A 20,578-nucleotide genomic window follows, 5' to 3' on the forward strand; every position below is an offset into this window, starting at 1 on the left:
CCTAACTTTCTGATGCCATGATCCTTTATTTTTTCCTTGAGGCTTCCGATAGCCCCTGTGTTTGTAGTGCCGATCTGGAAACACTCATGGACGTATTGAACGGTTTTATTGCCGTTGGCAACGTCCTATCCTCCGCCTTTCTGCTGGATGACGATGGCACTCGCATTGACCTGCCCGTAGACGCTTTCGATGGGTTGCCGATGGCCCGGGGCATGCACAATTTGACGAAGGAATACCACTCCTTGCTGCGTGTGAAAAGCCGGGCCTAGGGGCCCCCTTTCCGGGTTCAATTTTTCTTTGTTCTGTCTGAAAAAAGCTCAACTCCCATGATTTTATCGCTAGAAACCGCCCTGACGCCAATCGTCGAGAAGAAGTTTAACCAACTCTGGAATTTGGTCGGTAACACGCCCATGCTGGAATTATTCTATACGGATCAGGGGCAGCCCCGTTCGCTCTATGTAAAATGTGAGAATTACAACCTGACCGGCAGCATGAAAGACCGAATGGCGCTTCATATTTTGCATCAGGCCTACCGTGACGGTGATATCCGCCCGGGCGACCGCATTGTTGAAGCCACCAGCGGCTGTACGGGTATTGCCTTCGCGGCCATAGGTCGGGCCCTGGGCCACCCCGTTACGATTATCATGCCCGCCGGTATTAGCCAGGAACGGATTGCGATCATTCGGAGTATGGGGGCAGACATTGAGCTGTTTACCAAAGAAGAAGGCGGTTTTATGGGCGCTATTCAGCGCGCGGAAGAGTTGGCCGCCACCGACCCGTGTGTGTTTCTGCCCCGTCAGTTTGAGAATCAAAACAACGCCGAGGTGCACCGCCTGACAACGGGCAAAGAAATCTGGCTGCAACTCCAGAGTGTCGATGTGATACCGGATGCCTTTGTGACCGGAGTCGGTACGGGTGGTACGGTGATGGGCGTAGGCCGGTATCTCAAATCCCGCAACCCAGCTGTTCGTATTCATCCGATCGAACCCGCCGAATCACCAACGCTATCGGTTGGGTACAAAACGGGAACGCACCGGATTCAGGGCTTTTTTGATGAGTTCATCCCCGGCATTCTTAAGCTAAATGAATTGGACCGGGTTGTGCAGGCCAACGATGGCGACGCCATCTTAATGGCCCAGAAACTGGCCCGGCAGCTGGGAGTAGCGGTGGGTATTTCGTCGGGAGCCAACCTGCTCGGTGCGATCCGTTTACAACGGGAAATGGGCCCCGATGCCCACATCGTGACGATTCTGTGTGATAGCAATAAAAAATACCTAAGCACCGACCTGGTTCGGGAAGAACCGATCAAACCGGAGTACATCGCCCCCAGTATCAAGTTTACAGATTATCACCCGATTGGCCGATTGCCCGCCGGCATGACCGGTTTGTTTTAGTAATGGCCCCCTTGGCGGGTCATATTCTCCTCATTACCAGTCCGGTTGCTAAGGCCGACCGGCCTGATTACTTCCGCCATGGTGACAAAACTTTTGCCCGATTACCTGATTTTATCAACCACGTATTCCTGCCGCCCAAAGCCTTGAGGTCCGGGAATAGAAACCTGTTCCAGTAACTATAGCATGAAAAAAGTAATACGCATCCTGGCCCTTATCGTTGGCGTCCTTGTTCTTCTGGTTGTTGGTGGTCTCAGTTACGTCAAACTCGCACTGCCCAATGTGGGCCCGCCCCCTGAATTGACCGTCCAGGCCGACTCTGCCCAGATTGCCCGGGGAAAATACCTGGCCACAAATGTTGCCGTTTGTATCGACTGCCATTCGGAGCGGGATTGGAAAATCTCCAGCGGCCCGGTGGTGGCCGGCACGGAAGGCAAGGGCGGAGAAGCTTTTACCCGCGAAATGGGCTTTCCGGGGCTTTACTTCGCCCGAAACATCACCCCCGCCCATTTGAAGGATTGGACCGACGGCGAAATCTACCGCGCCATTACGGCCGGGGTTTCCAAAGATGGACGCGCCTTATTCCCGGTTATGCCTTACGGCAATTTCGGGCAGGCCGATCCGGAAGACATTAAGGCCATTATCGCCTACGTGCGATCGCTCAAGCCCATTGAGAACAACGCGATTCCGGCCCCGGAATCGGATTTTCCAATGAATTTTATCATCAATACGATTCCGGCCAGGACGGAAGGCAGCAAACGGCCAGCCCCGACAGACTCCGTGGCGTATGGAAAGTATCTGGTTACACTGGCGAGCTGTGGTGAATGCCACACGCCGGTTGACGACAAAGGGCAAAAATTACCGGGCATGGATTTCGCCGGAGGACGGTCGTTTCCGATGCCTGCCGGAACGGTACGGGCTGCCAATCTGACCCCAGACCCGGAATCCGGTATTGGTGGCTGGACAAAACCGGCTTTTATTGCCCGGTTTCAGGCAGCCGCTCAGCCGAATTTCAAGCATCCGTTGAGCCTCGAACATCCCGAATTTAACACCATCATGCCCTGGATTATGTATTCGGGCATGAATGAACAGGACCTGGGAGCAATTTATACGTATTTAAAAACCGTCGCTCCGGTTAAAAATGCGGTGGTAAAATTTACACCCAAAGGAAACGAAGTAGCCGCCCGCTAACGATTGAAAGCCCGCTCACCCAACTCCACCGATGAAACTCCTTTTACGATTCGGATCGGCCATGCGACCCATGGCACAATCCTCCTTTTGTCTGGTCATTTTGGCCAATCGTTCCGGCATAAATCATTCGGTGGGCGCCTTGCCAAATTTTCGCTTAAAAGAATGCGAGAAATGAGAGAGGCTTTCAAAGCCCAGGTCGAGGTAGATTGCCGATGGTCGCTTGTTGCGGGTTTCTATCAGATGCCGCGCTTCCGCGAGCCTTCTTTCCTGGAGCCAATGCCGGGGTGCCATCCCGAATATCTTCTGGAAATCACGCTTGAACCCCGCCAGACTTCGCCCCGTAAGCCGGGCAAATTTTTCAATAGGCAGGTTATACTGAAAATTGTTGAGCATGAATTTTTCCAGGTCCAGTTTATACGGTTCCGAAAAGTCGAACAGGAATTCTTCGAGATAGGGCATCGTATACAGCAGGAGATGGACGGCTTCCTTTATTTTCAACAGGCCTACCGAGTTCGTTATTTTTTCCTCCGAATGACGCACATAGGGAATCACGGATTGAAAGAAGGCGTGCAGAAAATCATTTCCGGGAACCAGCAACGTGGGCGGACCGGTATATTTTTTCCCTGTTTCGATTCGCTCCTCCAGCGCAATCTGCCTGAGCAGTTCTTCTTTCAGACAAATGACGATGGTTTCGTAACCTTTACCATCCAGCGGTGTTTTGGTAATCTCTCCCAACTGATTCTTTCGGATCAGTAACATCTCTCCCTGTTCCATGGAGAATTTTTCGCTGGCCGTTTCCAGGGTAAAACGACCGGAAACCTGCATCACCAGGGTCGTATGCTCCAAAAAGGCCACTTTATCCTTTCTCATCGAGGAGAAATAGGAATAAAAAAGAACGCCCGGGATGATTTCAGTCGGATTTGTCATTGTGTAAAGGTATAAAAGGAGCGGGGCTTTTGCAGCCCCGCCGATTACCGCTCGAGGTAGGTCCCCCCAACTATAGTGCCGGGCGCAAAATGCGTGTTCAAGGTCGTCAGCTCTTCGGGACTGAACCGAACCTCCATCGCCTGTATGTTTTGCGGCAGGCGTGTCCGGCGGCTCATGCTTACCAGGGGCATGATATGATCGCCCTGCACATTCACCCAGGCAATCGCCAGTTGGGTCGGCGTCAGTCCTTTTTCAACCGCCATCTTTTTTAACACCTCTACTTTCTCCAGGTTCCTGATGAGATTCTCTCCCTGAAAACGCGGAAAATGGTTTTGGTAGGCATCCGCGGCAAGGGGCGCTTTCATTTCACCGGTAAGCAACCCTTCGGCCGTATTGGCAAAAGCCACTACGCCGATACCCAGTTCTTTAGCTGTAGGCAGCAGGTCACTTTCGATTTGCCGGTCGGCCAGCGAATACCCGATTTCCAAAGCGGTTACCGGGTGAACGCTATTGGCTTTGCGCAGTTGATCTGCCGTGATTTCAGAAACACCCAGGTAGCGCACTTTGCCTTCTTTGATCAGGTCGGCGACCGTTCCAATGACCTCCTCCACCGGTACACTGTTGTTTAGTCGGCACGGCTGATAAAGATCGATGGTTTCCACACCCAGGCGTACCAGCGAATAATTGATAAAGTTTTTAATGGCGATAGGGCGCAGATCCATCCCAATTGGTTGACCGTTATAGAATATGGCCCCAAACTTGACACTGATAAAGGCGTCGTCCCGCCGGCCTTTAATGGCTTTCCCCACCAGCAGTTCGTTATGACCTGCTCCGTAAAAGTCACCGGTATTGAGAAAGTTAATGCCGTTATCGAGCGCCATTTGCAGGGTAGCGATACTTTCACTTTCTTCAGGAACCGGGCTGCCCCAAATGGATGACATGCGCATACAGCCTAATCCAAGTTTTGAAACGAGTGGCCCATTTTTGCCGAGGTTTATTTTTGGTATCGTTGTCATCGTTGTTGGTTTAATGATTTGACACCACAAAGATCAGCGTTGCACCACTTCGCCCCTTTCTTCTACGGCTCAAATAACTTGTCTGTATGGCTCATACCCGCAGGCCTGGCTTACACCCCTTTTTGCAAACCGAGAGCAAGAAACTTAACCCCTTCATAAAACCGCCTGTTTCGTTCTTTCAAGCGCATAGAAGTTGCGGAAATTCCATTCCGGGCGGGACTTGCTCAATAAAAATTGAAATAACACCAGAAAATTTTGCATCTGATTATATCTATTTAGTATGTTTAAACGATTGCATGTTCATTTTCGCGGGTGAACCCGTAATCTTACTCAGCTAAAACTTAACGTTATGAAACAAAAGTCTATCTCCCTTAGGCCATTCTATGGCCTGTTGTGTACCTTTTTTCTTTTTTTTCTCCGTTTTACAGCGGCCACTGCCCAGCCAATTCCCATTGAATCCGGGCGCTATCAGATCGACAACAGCCTCAAGTTAATTGTCTGTAATAAACCACCGGAATTCCCGGCGGGCCAGTCCTTACCGACGCTCCGTTTTGACAAAGATTACACGTTTACGCAATCAGTAACCGCCTTTGAAACCGGAAAACCGTACAAAGTAAAAAATGGAAATACAACCTTTACATTGTATTTCACGAGTTTCCCGCTCGTTGACATCAAGACCCAGGGCAACAAAACCATCAGCACCACCGACGACCGAACGAAGGGAACGTTTTCCCTCACAAACGGCTCCGATCAGCCCTTTACGTCTTCCATGGGCATTCGAATCCGGGGGAATATCTCGCGCACCTTTCCGAAAAAATCCTATAATATGGAACTCTGGAAAGATCCGGACGGAAATGAAGAGCTGGAAACGTCGTTGTTGAACATGCGGGAAGACAGTAAATGGTATTTGCTGGCGATGTATAACGAACCGCTCCGGCTCAACAATGCCACCTCGCATGATCTGTGGCTGAACATGCACAAAGTGTATTATGCCGCTCAGGAACCCGACGCCAGATCGGCCATCCGAACCCGGTATTGCGACGTTTTTATCAATAATGCCTATGCGGGCGTGTATCTGTTTACGGAGCCCATGGACCGCAAACAGCTGAAACTCAAAAAAACGGCCGACGATGGGACGATCCGGGGAGAATTATACAAATCCGGCGGCTGGTCAGACGCCACCCGGTTTATAGGGCTGCCAGCACCACCGGCTAACCCCACGGATGAAACCTGGGCAGAATGGGAAATGGATTACCCGGACCCCTACTGGACCGATCTGTATGAGCTGACCAAGTTTGTAACCCAGTCATCGGGCGCCGATTTTAAAGCGAAGGTTTCCCAAAAATTCAGGCTCGATAACCTGATCGACTACTTTATTTTTCACAACCTGCTCAATGCTACGGATAATTTTGGGAATAACCAGTTTCTGGCCCGGTACAAGGAGGGACAGCCTTACTTCCTGATTGCCTGGGATTTAGACGGAACCTTTGGGTATACCACCACCAACGAACGTCCGGGCGATACGCGGTCTATCAACAGCAATGGCCTTTTCGAGCGGTTGCTAGCGCTCGATCCGGATGGTTTCAAGAGCAAGATGCGCAGCCGCTGGTTTGCCTTGCGGAAAAGCGACTTTTCGCTCCAAGCGCTGAAAAATAAACTTGGCGCCAATTATAACCTGCTCACCACCGAAGGCGCTTATGAGCGGGAAACGATGAAATGGGCGGGAACCGTTAAAACCACGGATCTGGCCGTTGTCAATTCCTGGCTCGAAACGCGGCTGAATTTCCTGGATGAGTATTTCGCGCTTTTTCCGGAACAAGGCCCCAGCCTTGAAATCGAATACGTTCGGGCCGAGGCCGTGACCGAAGGAAAAACGGTACACTGGTCTACGCACAAAGAACCCGCCCTGAAAGCGTTTGACGTAGAATTTAGTCAGGATGGCACCAATTTCAGTTCACTGGCGACCGTTCCGGCGACCGGCGATGACCAGAGTGGTCAGATTTATTCTTTTGACCACCAGGACGCGTCTCCGCTGGCGTTCTACCGGCTGAAAATCATAACGGATGATGACAAATTTACGTACACCGCGTTCGTACAAGTTGGCGCAAACACCTGTTCGGGAACACCGGCCACTCCGTCGATCAGTGCTAATCTGGTGGAGCTGACGGAAGGCCAGTCGGCCGTTCTTACCGCCAGCGGATGCACGCAAACCGTAGTATGGAGCACCGGGCAAACCGGTTATTCGCTGATCGTCAGTCCGGAAACCACCAGCCTGTATACCGCCAAATGCCGCCAGGCGGCTGGCTGTGAAAGTAACCCGTCGGCTCCCGTCAAGATCACAGTGTATTCATCCGGTTCGTTACCGGGTAATTACGAAGGCTATATGGGCGGGCTCGATTGTTCTTCCATGCGGGGCTGGGTCTGGAACCGTACGAAGCCCAATGCCCCCGTTTACGTCGAAATTCTGGCTGATGAGCAGGTGGTTTCCACCGTCATTGCCGATTATTTCCGCCAGGATCTGAAGAATAGCGGCAAGGGGAACGGAAATCACGGTTTTGTGTTTGGGATCCCGGAGACGTTGAAAGACAACCGATTACATACCTTTAGCGCCCGGGTGCTCGGCGCCGGATTTACCCTGAAAGACTCCCCCAAAAAGCTGACCTGTCAGGGCGTTTTCACCGGCCCACCGGCCAACCAGCCGCCGGTAAAACCGACGGTTCCGGCCTTGTCGGCCCGGGTCAATGCGGCTTTTTCGGCTACGTTACCGGCTTTTTCCGACCCGGATTCGCCCTCGCTGACGTATATGCTGACGGGCTTGCCCAATGAACTCACGTTCACACCCGCTACCCGGACCATCGCCGGAACACCAACTGCTACCGCGGTTCTGAGCCTGACCTATACCGCCAGTGACGGCACCAGCGCCAGCACGGTGACGGTGCAACTGACCATTTCGGACGAGTCGACCCCTCCGCCGGCCAACGTGACCGGCAACTTTGAGGGCTATCTCGATAAAGTCGAGTGCGCGTCGATTCGGGGTTGGGTCTGGGATCGCAATAAACCCAATGAGTCGTTTATGGTCGAGTTTTTTGCCGATGGCCAGTCGATTGGAACGACCCGGGCCGACATCTTCCGGCAGGATATAAAGGATGCCGGAAAAGGCAACGGAAACCACGTTTATAACTTCATTACCCCTGCTACGGTAAAAACCGGGCAAACCGTTCAGATTAGCGCCAAAGTGCAGGGCAGCACCTATGTTCTGAAACAGGCTCCCAAGCCGCTGAACTGTGCCCCCAATAGCCGGCTGGGCGCGTCGGTGGACAACGAACCCGACCTGCGGGTGACGCCTAATCCAACCGACGGAGAATTTGAAGTGCTTTTTTATACGGCCACCCGGACTACCAGCGAGTTGTCGGTAGTCGACGAATTAGGGCGGTCGTGGTATAAGCAGACTCTGGACGGCATCGGGCAGCAACGGCAAAAAGTGCGACTATCAGGAGCGCGAGGTACGTATGTGGTGGTGCTTCGGCAGGGGCAGCAGCTCCGCACAAAAAAAATCCTGGTTACCCGCTAATCGCTTCAACGCATTCAAAAACCCTGGTTGCCGGTGGGCAACCAGGGTTTTTGCCTATGAACCGCAGGCGTTTTCGCCGAAACTTAATTGGCAGACCGCCCGATCAGCCGGTAAAACCGTTCCCGGTAGGTTTCCGAAACCGGAATGAGGGCCTGCCGAATTTTGATCCGGTCGCGCTCGATGGATTCGATTTTATCCAGCGCCACCAGCCAGGATTTATGAACCCGGCAGAACCGCTGCGGGGGCAATTGCTGCTCCAGATCACCGAAGGTTTCCAGGGTCATGATTTTTTCGTCACCGGCATAAATGCGCCGATAATCGCGCATGCCTTCAATGTACAGAATGTCATCGAAGGCGACTTTCTGGAGTCGGTATTCGGTTTTTACGAACAGAAACGGATTGCGGTTTTCCCGCTGACCGGTTTTCAACCCGTCCTGAGCGCGGGTCACGGCCTGCAAAAACCGGTCGAACGTATACGGTTTTACTAAGTAATCGACCACCTGTAAGTCAAAGGCTTTCAGGGCATATTGATCGAAAGCAGTGGTCAGGATCACGGCGGGGCGTTTCGGCAGGGCTTCCAGCAACTGGAGGCCCGAAAAACCATCCATTTCGATATCCAGAAATACCAGATCGATCGTCTCCCGCTGCAGAATTGGAATCGCTTCCAGGCCGTTGTCAACGGCGTAGCTCAACGTTAGAAACGGGATTCGTTGCACGTACTCCCGGAGTCGTAACATCGCCAAAGGTTCATCTTCAATGAGGAGACAGTTCATGCGTTTTTACGGGTAACAACAGAGTAACTGAATAGTGGTCGTCAGTGACCTGAACTGTCAGGCTATACGTTTCCCGGTATACCAGTGCTAACCGCTGCCGAATCAACTCATTACCTAACCCACCTTGACTATCGGGCCCGGTTTTCGCCTTGTCGATCAGGTTGATACACTGAAACCGGATTTGGGTTTCGTCAATCACGAAGTGAATGCGGATGGCGTCGCTGACCTTCTTGTTGGTCGCATATTTGAACGCATTTTCAAGGTACGGCACAAAAACCATCGGCGCAATCATCAAGCCGTCGGCCGACCCTTCAATTTGCAAGGTTACATACTGGTCGTTGGTGGTCCGGATTTTCTGCAGGTCGATGTACTTCTGGATGTATTCCAGTTCCTGCGCCAGCGGAATCTGATCAGCCTGGGTCTCGTAAAGCACAAACCGCAGTAAATCAGACAGTTTGTTCAGGTACATCGACGCCCTCGGCGCATCGTGTTCAATCAGAATGTCGATGTTATTCAAGGTATTGAACAGAAAATGGGGATTGATCTGGGCTTTCAGCAGGGCCAGTTCCATACGCAATGCCTTGTTTTCCAGCGTTTCCCGGACGTGAATGTCGGTATACCAGGTGATGAAACCCCGGATGGTGGTGCCCAATATGCCGTTGACCAGCGAAATCAACGCAAATACGATAAATAGAATTTGCAGGTCCTTAGCGGAAAGCAGGATGAGGAAAAAATTCTCGAAGACCACCGACATCAGCAGCGAGAGCGCCACTGCAATCAGCGCAATGATTCCCCCGGTTACGGCGATCGTAACCACCAGACCCCAACTGATAAATTTCTGTATCCTTCGGGTTGTCAGATAGTTGGGAACCAGCCATGCATAAAAGGAATAAAAACTGATGAACCCGGTTAGTAACGAAATTGCCAGCATGATCAGCCAGTCGTCCCAATCTTTGAATGCCTGTTCGGGCTCCTCGCTGGACAGCACAAACAGCAAAGAAACTACCAATGCGTACAGCATCCAGTAACCAACGTGCAACAGAATAACCGTCGTTTTTTTCATCGCTTGACACTAAAAAAATAACCGGCAATGGTTTCCACTTCGGGCAGATTGATGCTCACTCCACTCATGTTGGCAGTAATGGCCACGATCAGATCGTTGTCCGGATACAGGATCAGGAAGGTGCGGCCGCCGTCGATCAGCCCGCCGTGGTGAATAATCTTCCGCCCCTGGCGATCGGTGCCGATTCGCCATCCCAAACCGTACTGCGTGTTCTTGCCGTCGAGCAGAAGCTGGGGCGTCAACAACAACGTTACGGTTTCTTTCCGAAGCAACGTATTTTTCAGCAAACCTTCGCCCAGTTTCACCAGATCGACGGGTGTTGACAAAAGACCGCCACCGGCCCACTTATAACTGTTGTCCACCGGCGCAGCATTGACCAGTTTCTTGTTCTGATGCTCGTAAAACCGCACCCGGTTCGCCACGATGCTGTCGCTGTAATCCGCGCCGGTATCGGTCATCCGAAGCGGAGCAAATACCGCCGTCTGCATGTACGACAAATAATCGGTATGACTCGCGCCTTCGATCACCGCACTCAACAATGAATAGCCGTAAGTGGAATAGTTATAAGCCGTACCCGGTTTGAACAGAAGGCTGTCCTGATCAAAGATCGACAGCCCCTCCTGCACACTCGAATACCGCTTTGGGCAGCTCAACGGATCGTTGTTTCCGTAATGCCGAATCCCGGCCGTGTGCGTCGCCAGCTGACGGCTGGTGAACGGGTATTTTTTCGGCGGAAACCCCGGCACATACTGCTGAACCGGCGCGTCGAGGTCCAGTTTACGGTCTTCAACCAGTTTGCCGATCGCCAGTGAAGTGATTGATTTAGAGACCGAACCCATCCGAAACTTCGTACCGATCGTTACGGGTAGACGCGCTTCCAGATCGGCATAGCCGAACCCTTCCGCCCACAGGATTTTATCAGCCGTACCGACACTAACCGAAAGGCCCGGAATGTCCTGCCGGGTTCGTAGCGAATCGACAAACCGTTCGGCCCACTGAATGGCCTGGCGATAGGCTCTGTCTTTGATCGGTCCGCCGGGTTGCCCCCAAACCGGATGGAAATAAAAGAGGAAGGCAATGGAAAGGAGTTTTTTCATGATGCACGAAGTCTGATTTAAACTTGCATCAAAATTGGATCAACTCCGCCCCGGCTCAAAAATAGTTCTGCCAACCGGGGCAACTTGTCGGTCAAATGCCGGTTTTATGCGGTGTCTTGCGCCTTAATGCCGTCAGATGATTCCGCCTGCCATCATGTTATCTTCCGAAACCGTAATGGCCGCCCCGGAACATTTCCGTAACAACCTCATTATCAAAAGCAAACCAACACCTTAACTGATCACCAGATCGTATTTGGTGAGCAAACCCGGCAGGCTGTGGAGGGAGAACTTTGTCTTTTTCAGCTTGTTCTGCTCGGGGTCTAACGCCAGGTTGTAGGAAGTCGAAAAGTCGGCCTGCGTCAAGGTGTCATTGACAAACACGGCCAGTTCCAGGTTGCAATCCTGAAAAACCGCCCCGCTTAAATCACAATTAATAAAACTGGCTCCTTTCAGTGCGCACTGCACAAACTTCGTCTTTTTCAGGTTGCGGTTAAAAAAGTAGGTCTGATCCAGGTTGCAATTCTGAAAACCAACCGAAAATGCGAAGGGATTGCAGTGCTCAAAATTGACGCCGATCAGTTTGCATTGAACAAAAATCACCTCGTTGAGCTTGGTCCCTTTCAACAAAGCCGAATCCAGCGTACAGTCTTCAAAACGGCAGTTGACCAGGTTCGCATGGGACATTGCGGCTTTGGAAAGATTCAGATTTTTGAAGGTACATGCCTCAAAATCCTGGTAGGGCCATTGGGCCGGTGCGCCCGTTGTCTGGTCAAAAATCTGGTTAAAAACATCCATTTTAGCTACTGTATGCGCTGGACTAGTGAGCAATCCGGCGGTAAAATAAGCCATAAAAGGGCGAAGAAAACAGGTGTTATAGTTTATTTCAGTATTTTTGAAGGGTTTCCGCCTTTCTACAAAAAGCCCAGTCCCTTTACTTTTTCGCTTTATGAAACCACTCTTCCGATTAAGTATTGCGCTGGTGGTTCTGCTTACCCTCTCTTCTGTCGTCTGGTTGACGGTTCGGGAAGATCGCGTCGATTTTAATACGCAAATCAAACCGCTGCTCAACAAAAACTGCATTGCCTGCCACGGTGGTGTCAAAAAAGCGTCGAATTTCAGTGTCCTTTTTGAGCACGAAGCCCTTGCTGCGGCCAAATCCGGCAAACACGCGATTGTGCCCGGCAACGCCGACGCCAGCGAGCTGATCCGCCGGTTGACCCTCGACGATCCGGAAGAGCGGATGCCGCTGGAAGCACCGCCATTGAAAAAAGAAGAAATTGAATTACTCCGAAAATGGATCGATCAGGGGGCCGAATGGGGAAAACACTGGGCCTATCAACCCGTTGAAAAACCGGAAGTTCCCCAAATCGGCACCTTCTGGTCGAGGTTGGGATTGGCGAAAAACGATGAAGTAAGCTGGGCGAAAAATGAAATCGATCACTTCGTGCTGGACAAGATTGCCCACGATACAGAACTCGCTCCCTATTTAAAACCGACACCCGAAGCCGACCGCGTCACGCTCATCCGGCGCGTATCGCTCGATCTGACCGGCTTGCCGCCGACTGAGCAGGAAGTGACTGATTTTCTGAAGGATACATCGCCAAATGCGTACGAGAAAATGGTGGATCGGGCCCTGGCCTCTCCCACCTATGGTGAACGCTGGACGGGCATGTGGCTCGATCTGGCGCGCTACGCCGACACCAAAGGCTACGAAGCGGATCTGTCGCGGCCGATGTGGCGATACCGCGACTGGCTCATCAGAGCCTTCAACGAAGACAAACCGTTCGACCAGTTTACCGTTGAACAACTAGCCGGCGATTTGGTGCCCAACCGCAACGGCAGCCCGCCAACGGATGATCAGCTGGTTGCCACCGGTTTTCACCGCAACACGATGACCAACGACGAAGGCGGTACGCAGGACGAAGAATTTCGTGTGGCCGCGGTGCTGGATCGGGTCAACACCACCTGGGATGTCTGGCAGGGCACCACCTTCGGCTGTGTGCAGTGTCACAGCCATCCGTACGATCCGTTTACGCACGAAGATTATTACAAATACCTGGCGTTTTTCAACAACACCCGCGACGAGGATGTACCCAGCGACACGCCGACGCTGCGGTTTTATAAGGGTCAGGACTCCGCAAAAGTGCAGCAGTTGCAGACCTGGGTGCGTCAGCATGCGACCAATCCGCAGCAGGTAAAAACCGCCGAGCGACTCACGCGACTGACGGAGCCGAAGGTCAATTCGCACAGCTTCGATCAGTACGTCAATGCCTCGCTGATGGGTGCCATGTATACCGCCATTCAGGATGGCGGTTCGGCACGGATCAAAAATATGGATCTGAACGGAAAAAACCGGCTGATTCTGGCGTGGGGAACGAAGGCCGAAAACGCCGTGATGACCATTCATCAGGATAGCGTAACCGGGCCGGTATTGACCCGGCAGCCCGTGCCGAAAACCGGTAGCCCGTGGCGCGACACTACGCTGGTTTTTGCCCTGCCACAGGTTTCGGGACGGCATCATTTGTATCTGACGCTTAGCAGTCCGAAAAACCCGAAAGAATGGGTGATGATCAAATGGGTTTCGGTTCAACCGGCCTTACCGGGCCAGCCGGCAACGGTTTTGGGCGAAATGGATCATAAATTGACGGAAATACTGAATGCCAAAGCCGAACTGGTTCCCATTATGCAGGAAGGCGTTGGTGATCAGGCGCGGGAAACCTTTGTTTTTCAACGCGGTAACTGGCTGGTCAAAGGCAAAAAAGTAACGCCCGACGTCCCGCATTCCCTACCGCCGATGCCCGGGGACCTGCCCCGAAACCGGCTCGGTCTGGCGCGCTGGATGGTTAGTCGCCAGCACCCGCTGACGGCTCGCGTGGCCGTCAATCGCTTCTGGGAGCAGTTGTTCGGCACCGGAATCGTCGAAACCGTGGAAGACATCGGAACGCAGGGAATTCCGCCCTCCCACCGCGAATTGCTGGACTGGCTGGCGGCTGAGTTCATGGAAACCGACCACTGGAGTGTCAAAAAACTGCTCCGGCGCATTGTTCTGTCGGCCACCTACCGCCAAAGTTCCAAAGTATCGCCCGAAGCGTTGGCGAAAGATCCCTGGAACAAAATGCTGATGCGGGGGCCGCGCGTTCGGCTGACGGCCGAACAGGTGCGGGATCAGGCGCTGGCTACCAGCGGTTTACTCAGCAAAAAACAGTTTGGCCCCAGCGTGATGCCCGTCCAGCCCGACGGCATCTGGCAGTCGCCCTACAGCCCGGAAAGCTGGAAGTTGAGTCAGGGCGAAGACCGGTATCGGCGGGCGTTGTATACCTACTGGAAACGGACGGCCCCGTATCCGTCGATGATTACCTTCGACAGTCCCAGCCGGGAATTCTGTCAGTTGCGCCGGTTGCGTACCAACACGCCGTTGCAAGCCCTGGTGACGCTCAACGACCCTGTTTATGTGGAAGCCGCCCAGCACCTGGCCGACTGGATGCGGTATCAAGGAAAAACGCCGGAACAGCAGATTCAGGCCGGTTTTCAGCGGATAATGCTTCGCCCTTTGTCGACCGCCAAGCTGGCCGTTCTGGCGCGGTTGTACCAAAAAGCGAAAATGCAGTATCAACAGCAACCCGAAGAAGCCCGCAAGCTGCTCTCCTGCACCGACGGCACCCCCGAATTGGCCGCCCTGACCATAACCGCCAACACGATGCTGAATCTGGATGAGGTGGTGACCAAGGAGTGACGTAAGAAAAAGACCAGCGAAAGGATGGAGGAAGTAAGAGATTCTGTAACCGCCGAATTGATTTTGGCCAAATACTCTCGGAATTCAGCCATAAAGTATTCCGGCGGGTAATTCATCTGAATCCTTCATGGTGTGATTATCGTTGCCGGAATCCCCGCGTGCGCGACCAGATCGACCCCGCCAGTCCCGAAACATCGTCCGACACCCGAAACCACAAAACCAGGCCCACAAACAGGCCCGCCAGCACCAGTGAGCGTCCGATAATGCTGAGCAAAATCAGCCACAACGAACCGTTCCACTCGGGCAGAATCAGCGATACGCCATAGACCAGCGCCAATACCGCAACGGCTTTGACGCCCGAAAACGTGAACGGCAGAATCCGGAAAAACACCCAGACCAAACCGACTTTACTGAGCGCAAAAAGCAAGGTGGTGAGCGTGGTGGCAAAAGCCGCTCCGTCGATACCGTAGCGCGGAATTAAATAGGCGTTGGCCCCAATGGCGATGCAGGCCATCACGATCATCAGAAACGTGGCATACCGATAATACCGGGAGTAATTGATAATCTCGCCGTTCACGCCGGTGGCCATTTCAAACAGCTTTGCCGAAGCCAGCAGAAACACGACGTGTTTGCCCTGGCGGTAGATGTCGGCTTTGGGCAGCAGACTGAAAATACCGTCGATGTTGGTCCAGATCAGCAGAAAAACCAGACCGCCCGCCAGCAACTGATTCAGGGATGATTTGTGATAAAGCTCCTGAACGTGCGCCATGTTGTTCTGCCGCAACGAATTGGAAACCAGTGGCGTAGAAATCTGCGTGATGGTTTTTCGGGGAATCTCGATAATCCCGGCAATGTAGGTTGCAATGATAAAAATAGCGGCATTAGTCAGACCTTTCCCGCCCGAAAGCATCGTGCGGTCGATGAAATAGACCACCTGCGTGCCGACGCCCCCCATGACCACAAACAGGCCGAAATAGATCATCTGGCGGAACATGCCGTCTTTCAATCGGGCGAAATCGAACCGCAGCGAAAACTTGCCCAGCTGATAAATATACACCAGCAAAATGACCACCGCCAGACCGTACGACGCAATCATGAGGTACAGCATCCAGTCGAAATTGTACCAGCCCAGGCCGAACAGCAGAATCACCAGCACATTCGCCAGTTTCAGGTACACTTCCCGAATAAACGTCGGGATGGCAATGCGGGAATTGTTGCGGCAATAGGCTTCCAGAACGGAAATGTAAATCCAGAAAATCGTGAGCGGCACCACCAGCACATGGTAGGGAATCAGGCCCGCCGATTTTTCGGCAAAATAGTCCTGAATGGGTTGTTCAAACAGAAAATAAGCCGCCGTAAACAGGCTGATGCCGATCAGCGGGAAAGCCAGCAGAAAGCCCAGAAACCCGTTATTTTTCGTTTTATCGTCGCGGAAATAGCCAAAAAACCGGTCGGTGATAAACGGAGCACCGAGGTGCGCAAAGGCGGCAAACAGCAGGCTATTTTCCAGTAATAAACGCGAAATCGCCAGCTGATCGGTCGACAGAAAATGCAGCGAAACGTACAACTGGTTAACAATCCCGATGCCGACTCCGATGTAGGAACCAATGCTGGCTTTCAGGCTTTGACGAATGACAATTCCCATGTGATTTGGTTACCCTCCCTTTCGATAAATGGCGACCACCGTGGCGCCGTCGGACATAATCGGCAGGCGTTTGGCCACAAACCGGGTTGATTTATAGAGCAAAGACGAGAGCAAATTCCGGCCCAGATGCTTTTCCAGCCACAGGCGATAACCGAGGCTCCGGTGCGTGACGGATGCGGGTTCGTTGCGGGTTTCGACCACGGTCAGACCCATTAACTCACCGGCATATTTCAACGAAACCGGGTCCCAGAGCAGCGTGTGGTGGGGCGGCAGATTCAGCGTGTGATACGGGTCTTCCCGGAAATAATACGAGGCATTGTTCGGAACACCGATGGCCAGCAAACCGCCCGGCTTGACGCACCGGGCCGCCTGCCGAAAGAAATCACCGACGTTTGTAACGTGTTCAAAAACCTGGAACGCACAAACCACATCATACTGACCTTCATGCTGTTGCGCGTGGACGTTCAAATCTTCGTTGATGATGTTGACGCCCATTTTCTTGCCGAACGCAATCGCGTCGTCGTTCAGTTCCAGCCCCAGACCGCTGGCCCCTTTTTCGGGAAGCCGCTTCAGGAAATACCCGTTGCCGCTGCCGATTTCCAGTACCTGATCGCCCGACTTGAGGTGCTGAAAAACCAGTTCATGCTCCCATTTCCACGGGCTGTAATAGCCTTTGTAGTGGTGGCCCAAATCGGCGTAAAAGTCCGCATCGCCCGCCAGCGAAAACGGGTAATAAAACCGCAGTTTCGACTGGTTGCATTCATAAATCATCACCTCGTCCAGGCCGGCAAAATACCGGCTGACGTCCATCCCGAACTGATCGCGGTACCGCTGCTCGATGGTGCGGGCGTTCAGGCTCCGAACGGGCGAAACATCCGGCGAGTTGGTGAGGGGGGAGAGTATAGTCATATTTCTATCCAGTTCACGGACTAAACGGAAGTGCCCGCCGGTCCGTGAGCACGTTCTAAAATCTCGTTTAACGCGTTGATTCGGTCGCTCATTTCATATTCGCTGATCATTTTTCGGCGCGCGGTCCGGCCCAGTTCTCCGGCCAGTTCGGGCTCGTCAAGCAGTTGAATCATGTATTTTGCCATGCCCTGAAAATCGCCTTCCTCGACCAGAAAACCGGTCACACCGTGCTCGACGGCTTCCTTAATGCCCGCGTGGCGGGTGCTGACAATCGGCAAACCGGCCGCCGACGCTTCCAGCACGGTATTGGGCGTTCCTTCCGAATCGCCGTTGACCGGATTGACCATCGAATGCTGGGCAAAAAGCCGGGCTTTTTTATGCCATTCGGCAATTTCGGCAGCGGTTTTTACCCCCACCAGTTGAACGGCGTATTTCAACTGCAATTCATCGACCAGCTTCTTACAGGATTCGAGTAGTTCGCCCCCGCCAATCATCACCAGCCGCGCATCCGGGTGGCGATCCAGCACTTTGTCGAACGCCCGAATGGTCAGTTGCGGTGCTTTTTTGGCCGTAAACCGCCCGACGGTCACAATCAGTTTTTCGGCTTTTTCCGGTTCGGCCCCCGAAAACAATTTCGTCTCAACGCCATACGGATTTCGGTGAACTTTCTGAGGGTCAGCGCCCAGCCGGATCAATTGCTCCACCATGTCATTGGAAACCGCCACAATCGCTCTGGCCTGAACAAAAAGCTGGCGGTAGCGGGTTTCAAACATTTTAATCGTCTCTTTCTCAACGGCATCGAATCCATGAAAATGCACGACCAGCGGCACGTTGGCCCGTTTGCAGGCCGCCATCACGTTGCAAGCCGTCGGTCCGTATTCGGCCAACACCACATCCGGGCGGTTTTCTTTCAAATAGCGGGTCAGGAAATGGGTGTAAAAAGCCGGGTACAAGGCCGACACCATCCGCTTCACCCCCACCCGAACCGGCTCGGCCAGCGGCATTCGGATAATCGTGTCGCCGTCGGCCGTGCGATACGGTCGCCAGCCGCCGGACAGCGTCAACGCCGGTTTCAGGTACGCAATTTGGTTGTGAATAAACGTCTCCGAATAGCTATTTTTATTCGGATAGGCAATGCAGAGTTTCATAGTTTCCTCCCGACGACCAAATACGTACACGCGTCCTTATCCTTCGTTTCCTGGGAAGTCGTTTTATCAAACAGACTGATCGATGCCTGCATGATGAGCGCAAACGGTGGCCACAGCCAGCGCGGAATTTTGAACAGAAAACCGTCCTGAAACAACTGCAACCCCATCGCCGACCGTCCGATAATGCCCCGAAACGAAACAATTTCAAACCCGTTGCGGGCCACGATTTTCTGCAAACCGGCCGACGTCCAGCGCCAGTAATCCGTCGGGTCGGGATGGTACATCCAGTAGCCGTGCGTCGTCAGCAACAACAAACCGCCCGGTTTCAGAATTCGGCACGCTTCCTGCAAATAGCCTTCGGGATCTTCGACGTGTTCGAGCACCTGCGTCGACAACACCACGTCCACCTGGGCGTCGTCCATGCCAATGCGGCTGTCGGAGCCGATATAGACGTCAGCGTGGGGATTCCAGTCGAGGTCGATGCCGATGTACTGCACCTGTTCGGGCGGAAAAAGCGACACGTAAGGCTTGGTGCCGCAGCCGTAATCGGCCAGTTTGATCCGGCCGGTTTTCGTCAGCGGATCGATAAACGTGGTTCGGGCATACTGCACCAACTCCCTGAGTTTGATCAGATAATACCGCCGGGGATTGGTCAGTGGAGGTTTAATCCGGTAATGCTCAGACGGATCGTCCGGCATCGCTTCAGCGCGGATTGTTGTCATAATGAAATAGAAACGTCGTGGTGCGGCCCGGTACGGACGGGAATCGGCGGATTGTTAGAAATTCCAAACAAACCAGCCCTGACACACGTACGGTTTGTGATGCGAATTGGCATTGTAAACACAAAGAAAGCAGAGACGATGCAAATAATTAAGTAATCTTGTAATTAGTTTGGGGTTTACGGGATTCGGTTTTCGGTTTTCGGTGGCTGACGCGTGCTTTTAAACACACGATCAAGTGTGTATAGCTATCATGCGCCAGCCACCGAAAACCGAATCCCGAATCCCGTAAACTGAATACCGTAAACCGAATACCAGAATGCCCCTCGCTCCCATCGTTTTATTTTGTTACAACCGGGTCGATCACTTGCGTGAAACGATTAACTACCTGTCGAAAAACCCTTTAGCGAAAGAAAGTATTCTTTATATTTTTTCGGATGGACCGAAAATCAACGCTCCTGCCGGGAAAGAAGACGCGGAAAAAGTAGAAAAAGTTCGGTCGTATTTACCCACCATCGAAGGCTTTGCGGACGTCCGAATCAAGGAAGCGGCAACGAATCAGGGGCTGGCAAACTCCGTAATCCGGGGCGTTTCGGAGGTAATCGGGCAGCACGGACGGGTGATTGTGATGGAAGACGACATCATTTGCACGACCGATTTTCTGGAATTTCAGAACGAAGCCCTCGACTTTTACGAACACCATCCGCTGGTTTTTTCGATTTCCGGGTACTTGTATCCGTTCTCGATTCCGCCCGGTTATTCCGGGGATGTTTTGCTGCTGCCGCGGGCGTCGTCGCTCGGCTGGTCGACTTGGAAAAACCGCTGGGAACTGGCCGACTGGTCGGTGGCCGACTACGCCCAGTTTATTCAGGATTCGAAAGCCCGGCAGGCGTTTTCGGCCAGTGGCAGCGACCTCATTCCGATGTTCGCCAAACAGCAAAAAGGCCTCATCAGCTCCTGGGCAATTCGGTGGAGTTATACACATTTCAAGCAGCAACGGTATTGTTTGTATCCGATCCGGTCGAAAGTCGAACACATCGGGTACGACGCCGGTACCAACTTTGGCCGGTTCAGCCGGTTTCAGAACACGGCGCTTCATGAAGGGAAAATCAGGCTGACGCCCGATGTCCGGGTCGATCCGGAGGTGGTTCGTAATTTAAAAAAACACTTTCGCCCGAGTTGGCTGCGGCAATTGATTAACCGCTACAAATACGGTATTTAAACCGCCCTGCTAATTGCCTTACCCGGGAGGAGTTTTCTGTTAATAGACTGACCTATACCCACATGACAAGCTCCAGCGGAGCGTACTAGCCTATTAGTCAGGGCACTCCGCTGGAGTTTTCGTTACATTCAGGACTAGTTCCTAGTACCAGGTAGCCCCTCCGGGGCTGAATT

16 protein-coding genes are annotated in these 20,578 nt (G+C 52.8%); 6 read left to right on the plus strand and 10 right to left on the minus strand.

Annotated features, from left to right (window positions below; translation table 11 throughout):
* The first annotated feature begins 17 nt into the window (after positions 1-17).
* From EHT87_RS18180 to EHT87_RS18190, 3 genes are all read left to right on the plus strand, one after another.
* Positions 18-269 (plus strand): hypothetical protein, encoded by a 252-nt coding sequence (locus EHT87_RS18180; protein WP_124908061.1) that lies wholly within the window; start codon positions 18-20, stop codon positions 267-269.
* A 57-nt stretch (positions 270-326) separates the two neighbouring features.
* On the plus strand, positions 327-1,394 hold the full coding sequence (locus tag EHT87_RS18185; RefSeq protein WP_124908062.1) for a PLP-dependent cysteine synthase family protein: 1,068 nt from the start codon (positions 327-329) through the stop codon (positions 1,392-1,394).
* 183 nt (positions 1,395-1,577) lie between these two features.
* Positions 1,578-2,582, plus strand: coding sequence for a c-type cytochrome (locus EHT87_RS18190; RefSeq protein WP_124908063.1), 1,005 nt, complete (start codon positions 1,578-1,580; stop codon positions 2,580-2,582).
* 123 nt (positions 2,583-2,705) lie between these two features.
* On the opposite strand, the gene EHT87_RS18195 is transcribed toward EHT87_RS18190, so the two are convergent.
* Both EHT87_RS18195 and EHT87_RS18200 read right to left on the minus strand, forming a co-directional pair.
* Positions 2,706-3,509: a helix-turn-helix domain-containing protein gene (locus EHT87_RS18195; protein WP_124908064.1), complete on the minus strand. Its 804-nt coding sequence runs from the start codon at positions 3,507-3,509 to the stop codon at positions 2,706-2,708.
* Between the two features lie 44 nt (positions 3,510-3,553).
* A complete protein-coding gene (locus tag EHT87_RS18200; RefSeq protein ID WP_124908065.1) occupies positions 3,554-4,525 on the minus strand; it encodes an aldo/keto reductase in 972 nt (323 codons plus the stop codon).
* Positions 4,526-4,874: 349 nt separating this feature from the next.
* Here EHT87_RS18200 and EHT87_RS18205 point away from each other — a divergent pair, with 349 nt between their 5' ends.
* Positions 4,875-8,096: a CotH kinase family protein gene (locus EHT87_RS18205; protein ID WP_124908066.1), complete on the plus strand. Its 3,222-nt coding sequence runs from the start codon at positions 4,875-4,877 to the stop codon at positions 8,094-8,096.
* 83 nt (positions 8,097-8,179) lie between these two features.
* Here the strand turns inward: EHT87_RS18205 and EHT87_RS18210 are convergent, their stop codons facing one another.
* From EHT87_RS18210 to EHT87_RS18225, 4 genes are all read right to left on the minus strand, one after another.
* A complete protein-coding gene (locus EHT87_RS18210) occupies positions 8,180-8,869 on the minus strand; it encodes a LytR/AlgR family response regulator transcription factor (protein ID WP_124908067.1) in 690 nt (229 codons plus the stop codon).
* Positions 8,850-9,932 carry a sensor histidine kinase gene (locus EHT87_RS18215; protein ID WP_124908068.1) on the minus strand — a complete coding sequence of 361 codons (1,083 nt, stop codon included), beginning with the start codon at positions 9,930-9,932 and terminating at the stop codon, positions 8,850-8,852. Before EHT87_RS18215 ends, EHT87_RS18210 begins: the two co-directional genes overlap by 20 nt.
* A complete protein-coding gene (locus tag EHT87_RS18220; RefSeq protein ID WP_124908069.1) occupies positions 9,929-11,029 on the minus strand; it encodes a serine hydrolase domain-containing protein in 1,101 nt (366 codons plus the stop codon). The genes EHT87_RS18215 and EHT87_RS18220 overlap by 4 nt, the downstream gene beginning before the upstream one ends.
* A gap of 231 nt (positions 11,030-11,260) precedes the next feature.
* Positions 11,261-11,824 carry a pentapeptide repeat-containing protein gene (locus EHT87_RS18225; protein WP_124908070.1) on the minus strand — a complete coding sequence of 188 codons (564 nt, stop codon included), beginning with the start codon at positions 11,822-11,824 and terminating at the stop codon, positions 11,261-11,263.
* 151 nt (positions 11,825-11,975) lie between these two features.
* On the opposite strand from EHT87_RS18225, the gene EHT87_RS18230 reads away from it, so the two are divergent.
* On the plus strand, positions 11,976-14,762 hold the full coding sequence (locus EHT87_RS18230; protein WP_124908071.1) for a DUF1553 domain-containing protein: 2,787 nt from the start codon (positions 11,976-11,978) through the stop codon (positions 14,760-14,762).
* Positions 14,763-14,898: 136 nt separating this feature from the next.
* On the opposite strand, the gene EHT87_RS18235 is transcribed toward EHT87_RS18230, so the two are convergent.
* The 4 genes from EHT87_RS18235 to EHT87_RS18250 are packed head-to-tail and all read right to left on the minus strand — an operon-like array spanning position 14,899 to position 19,186.
* Positions 14,899-16,407 carry a lipopolysaccharide biosynthesis protein gene (locus EHT87_RS18235; RefSeq protein ID WP_124908072.1) on the minus strand — a complete coding sequence of 503 codons (1,509 nt, stop codon included), beginning with the start codon at positions 16,405-16,407 and terminating at the stop codon, positions 14,899-14,901.
* 9 nt (positions 16,408-16,416) lie between these two features.
* A complete protein-coding gene (locus tag EHT87_RS18240) occupies positions 16,417-17,316 on the minus strand; it encodes a class I SAM-dependent methyltransferase (RefSeq protein ID WP_124908073.1) in 900 nt (299 codons plus the stop codon).
* A gap of 20 nt (positions 17,317-17,336) precedes the next feature.
* The gene (locus EHT87_RS18245; RefSeq protein WP_124908074.1) at positions 17,337-18,464 is read right to left on the minus strand and encodes a glycosyltransferase; all 1,128 of its coding nucleotides are present in this window, start codon (positions 18,462-18,464) and stop codon (positions 17,337-17,339) included.
* Positions 18,461-19,186 carry a class I SAM-dependent methyltransferase gene (locus EHT87_RS18250; RefSeq protein ID WP_114405314.1) on the minus strand — a complete coding sequence of 242 codons (726 nt, stop codon included), beginning with the start codon at positions 19,184-19,186 and terminating at the stop codon, positions 18,461-18,463. Before EHT87_RS18250 ends, EHT87_RS18245 begins: the two co-directional genes overlap by 4 nt.
* 316 nt (positions 19,187-19,502) lie before the next feature.
* On the opposite strand from EHT87_RS18250, the gene EHT87_RS18255 reads away from it, so the two are divergent.
* Complete coding sequence (locus EHT87_RS18255; protein WP_124908075.1) at positions 19,503-20,405, plus strand: glycosyltransferase family protein; 903 nt, start codon at positions 19,503-19,505, stop codon at positions 20,403-20,405.
* The last annotated feature ends 173 nt before the right edge of the window (positions 20,406-20,578 follow it).

Origin of the sequence: Larkinella knui, from assembly GCF_003858645.1 — a bacterium.
Taxonomy (GTDB): Bacteria; Bacteroidota; Bacteroidia; order Cytophagales; family Spirosomataceae; genus Larkinella; species Larkinella knui.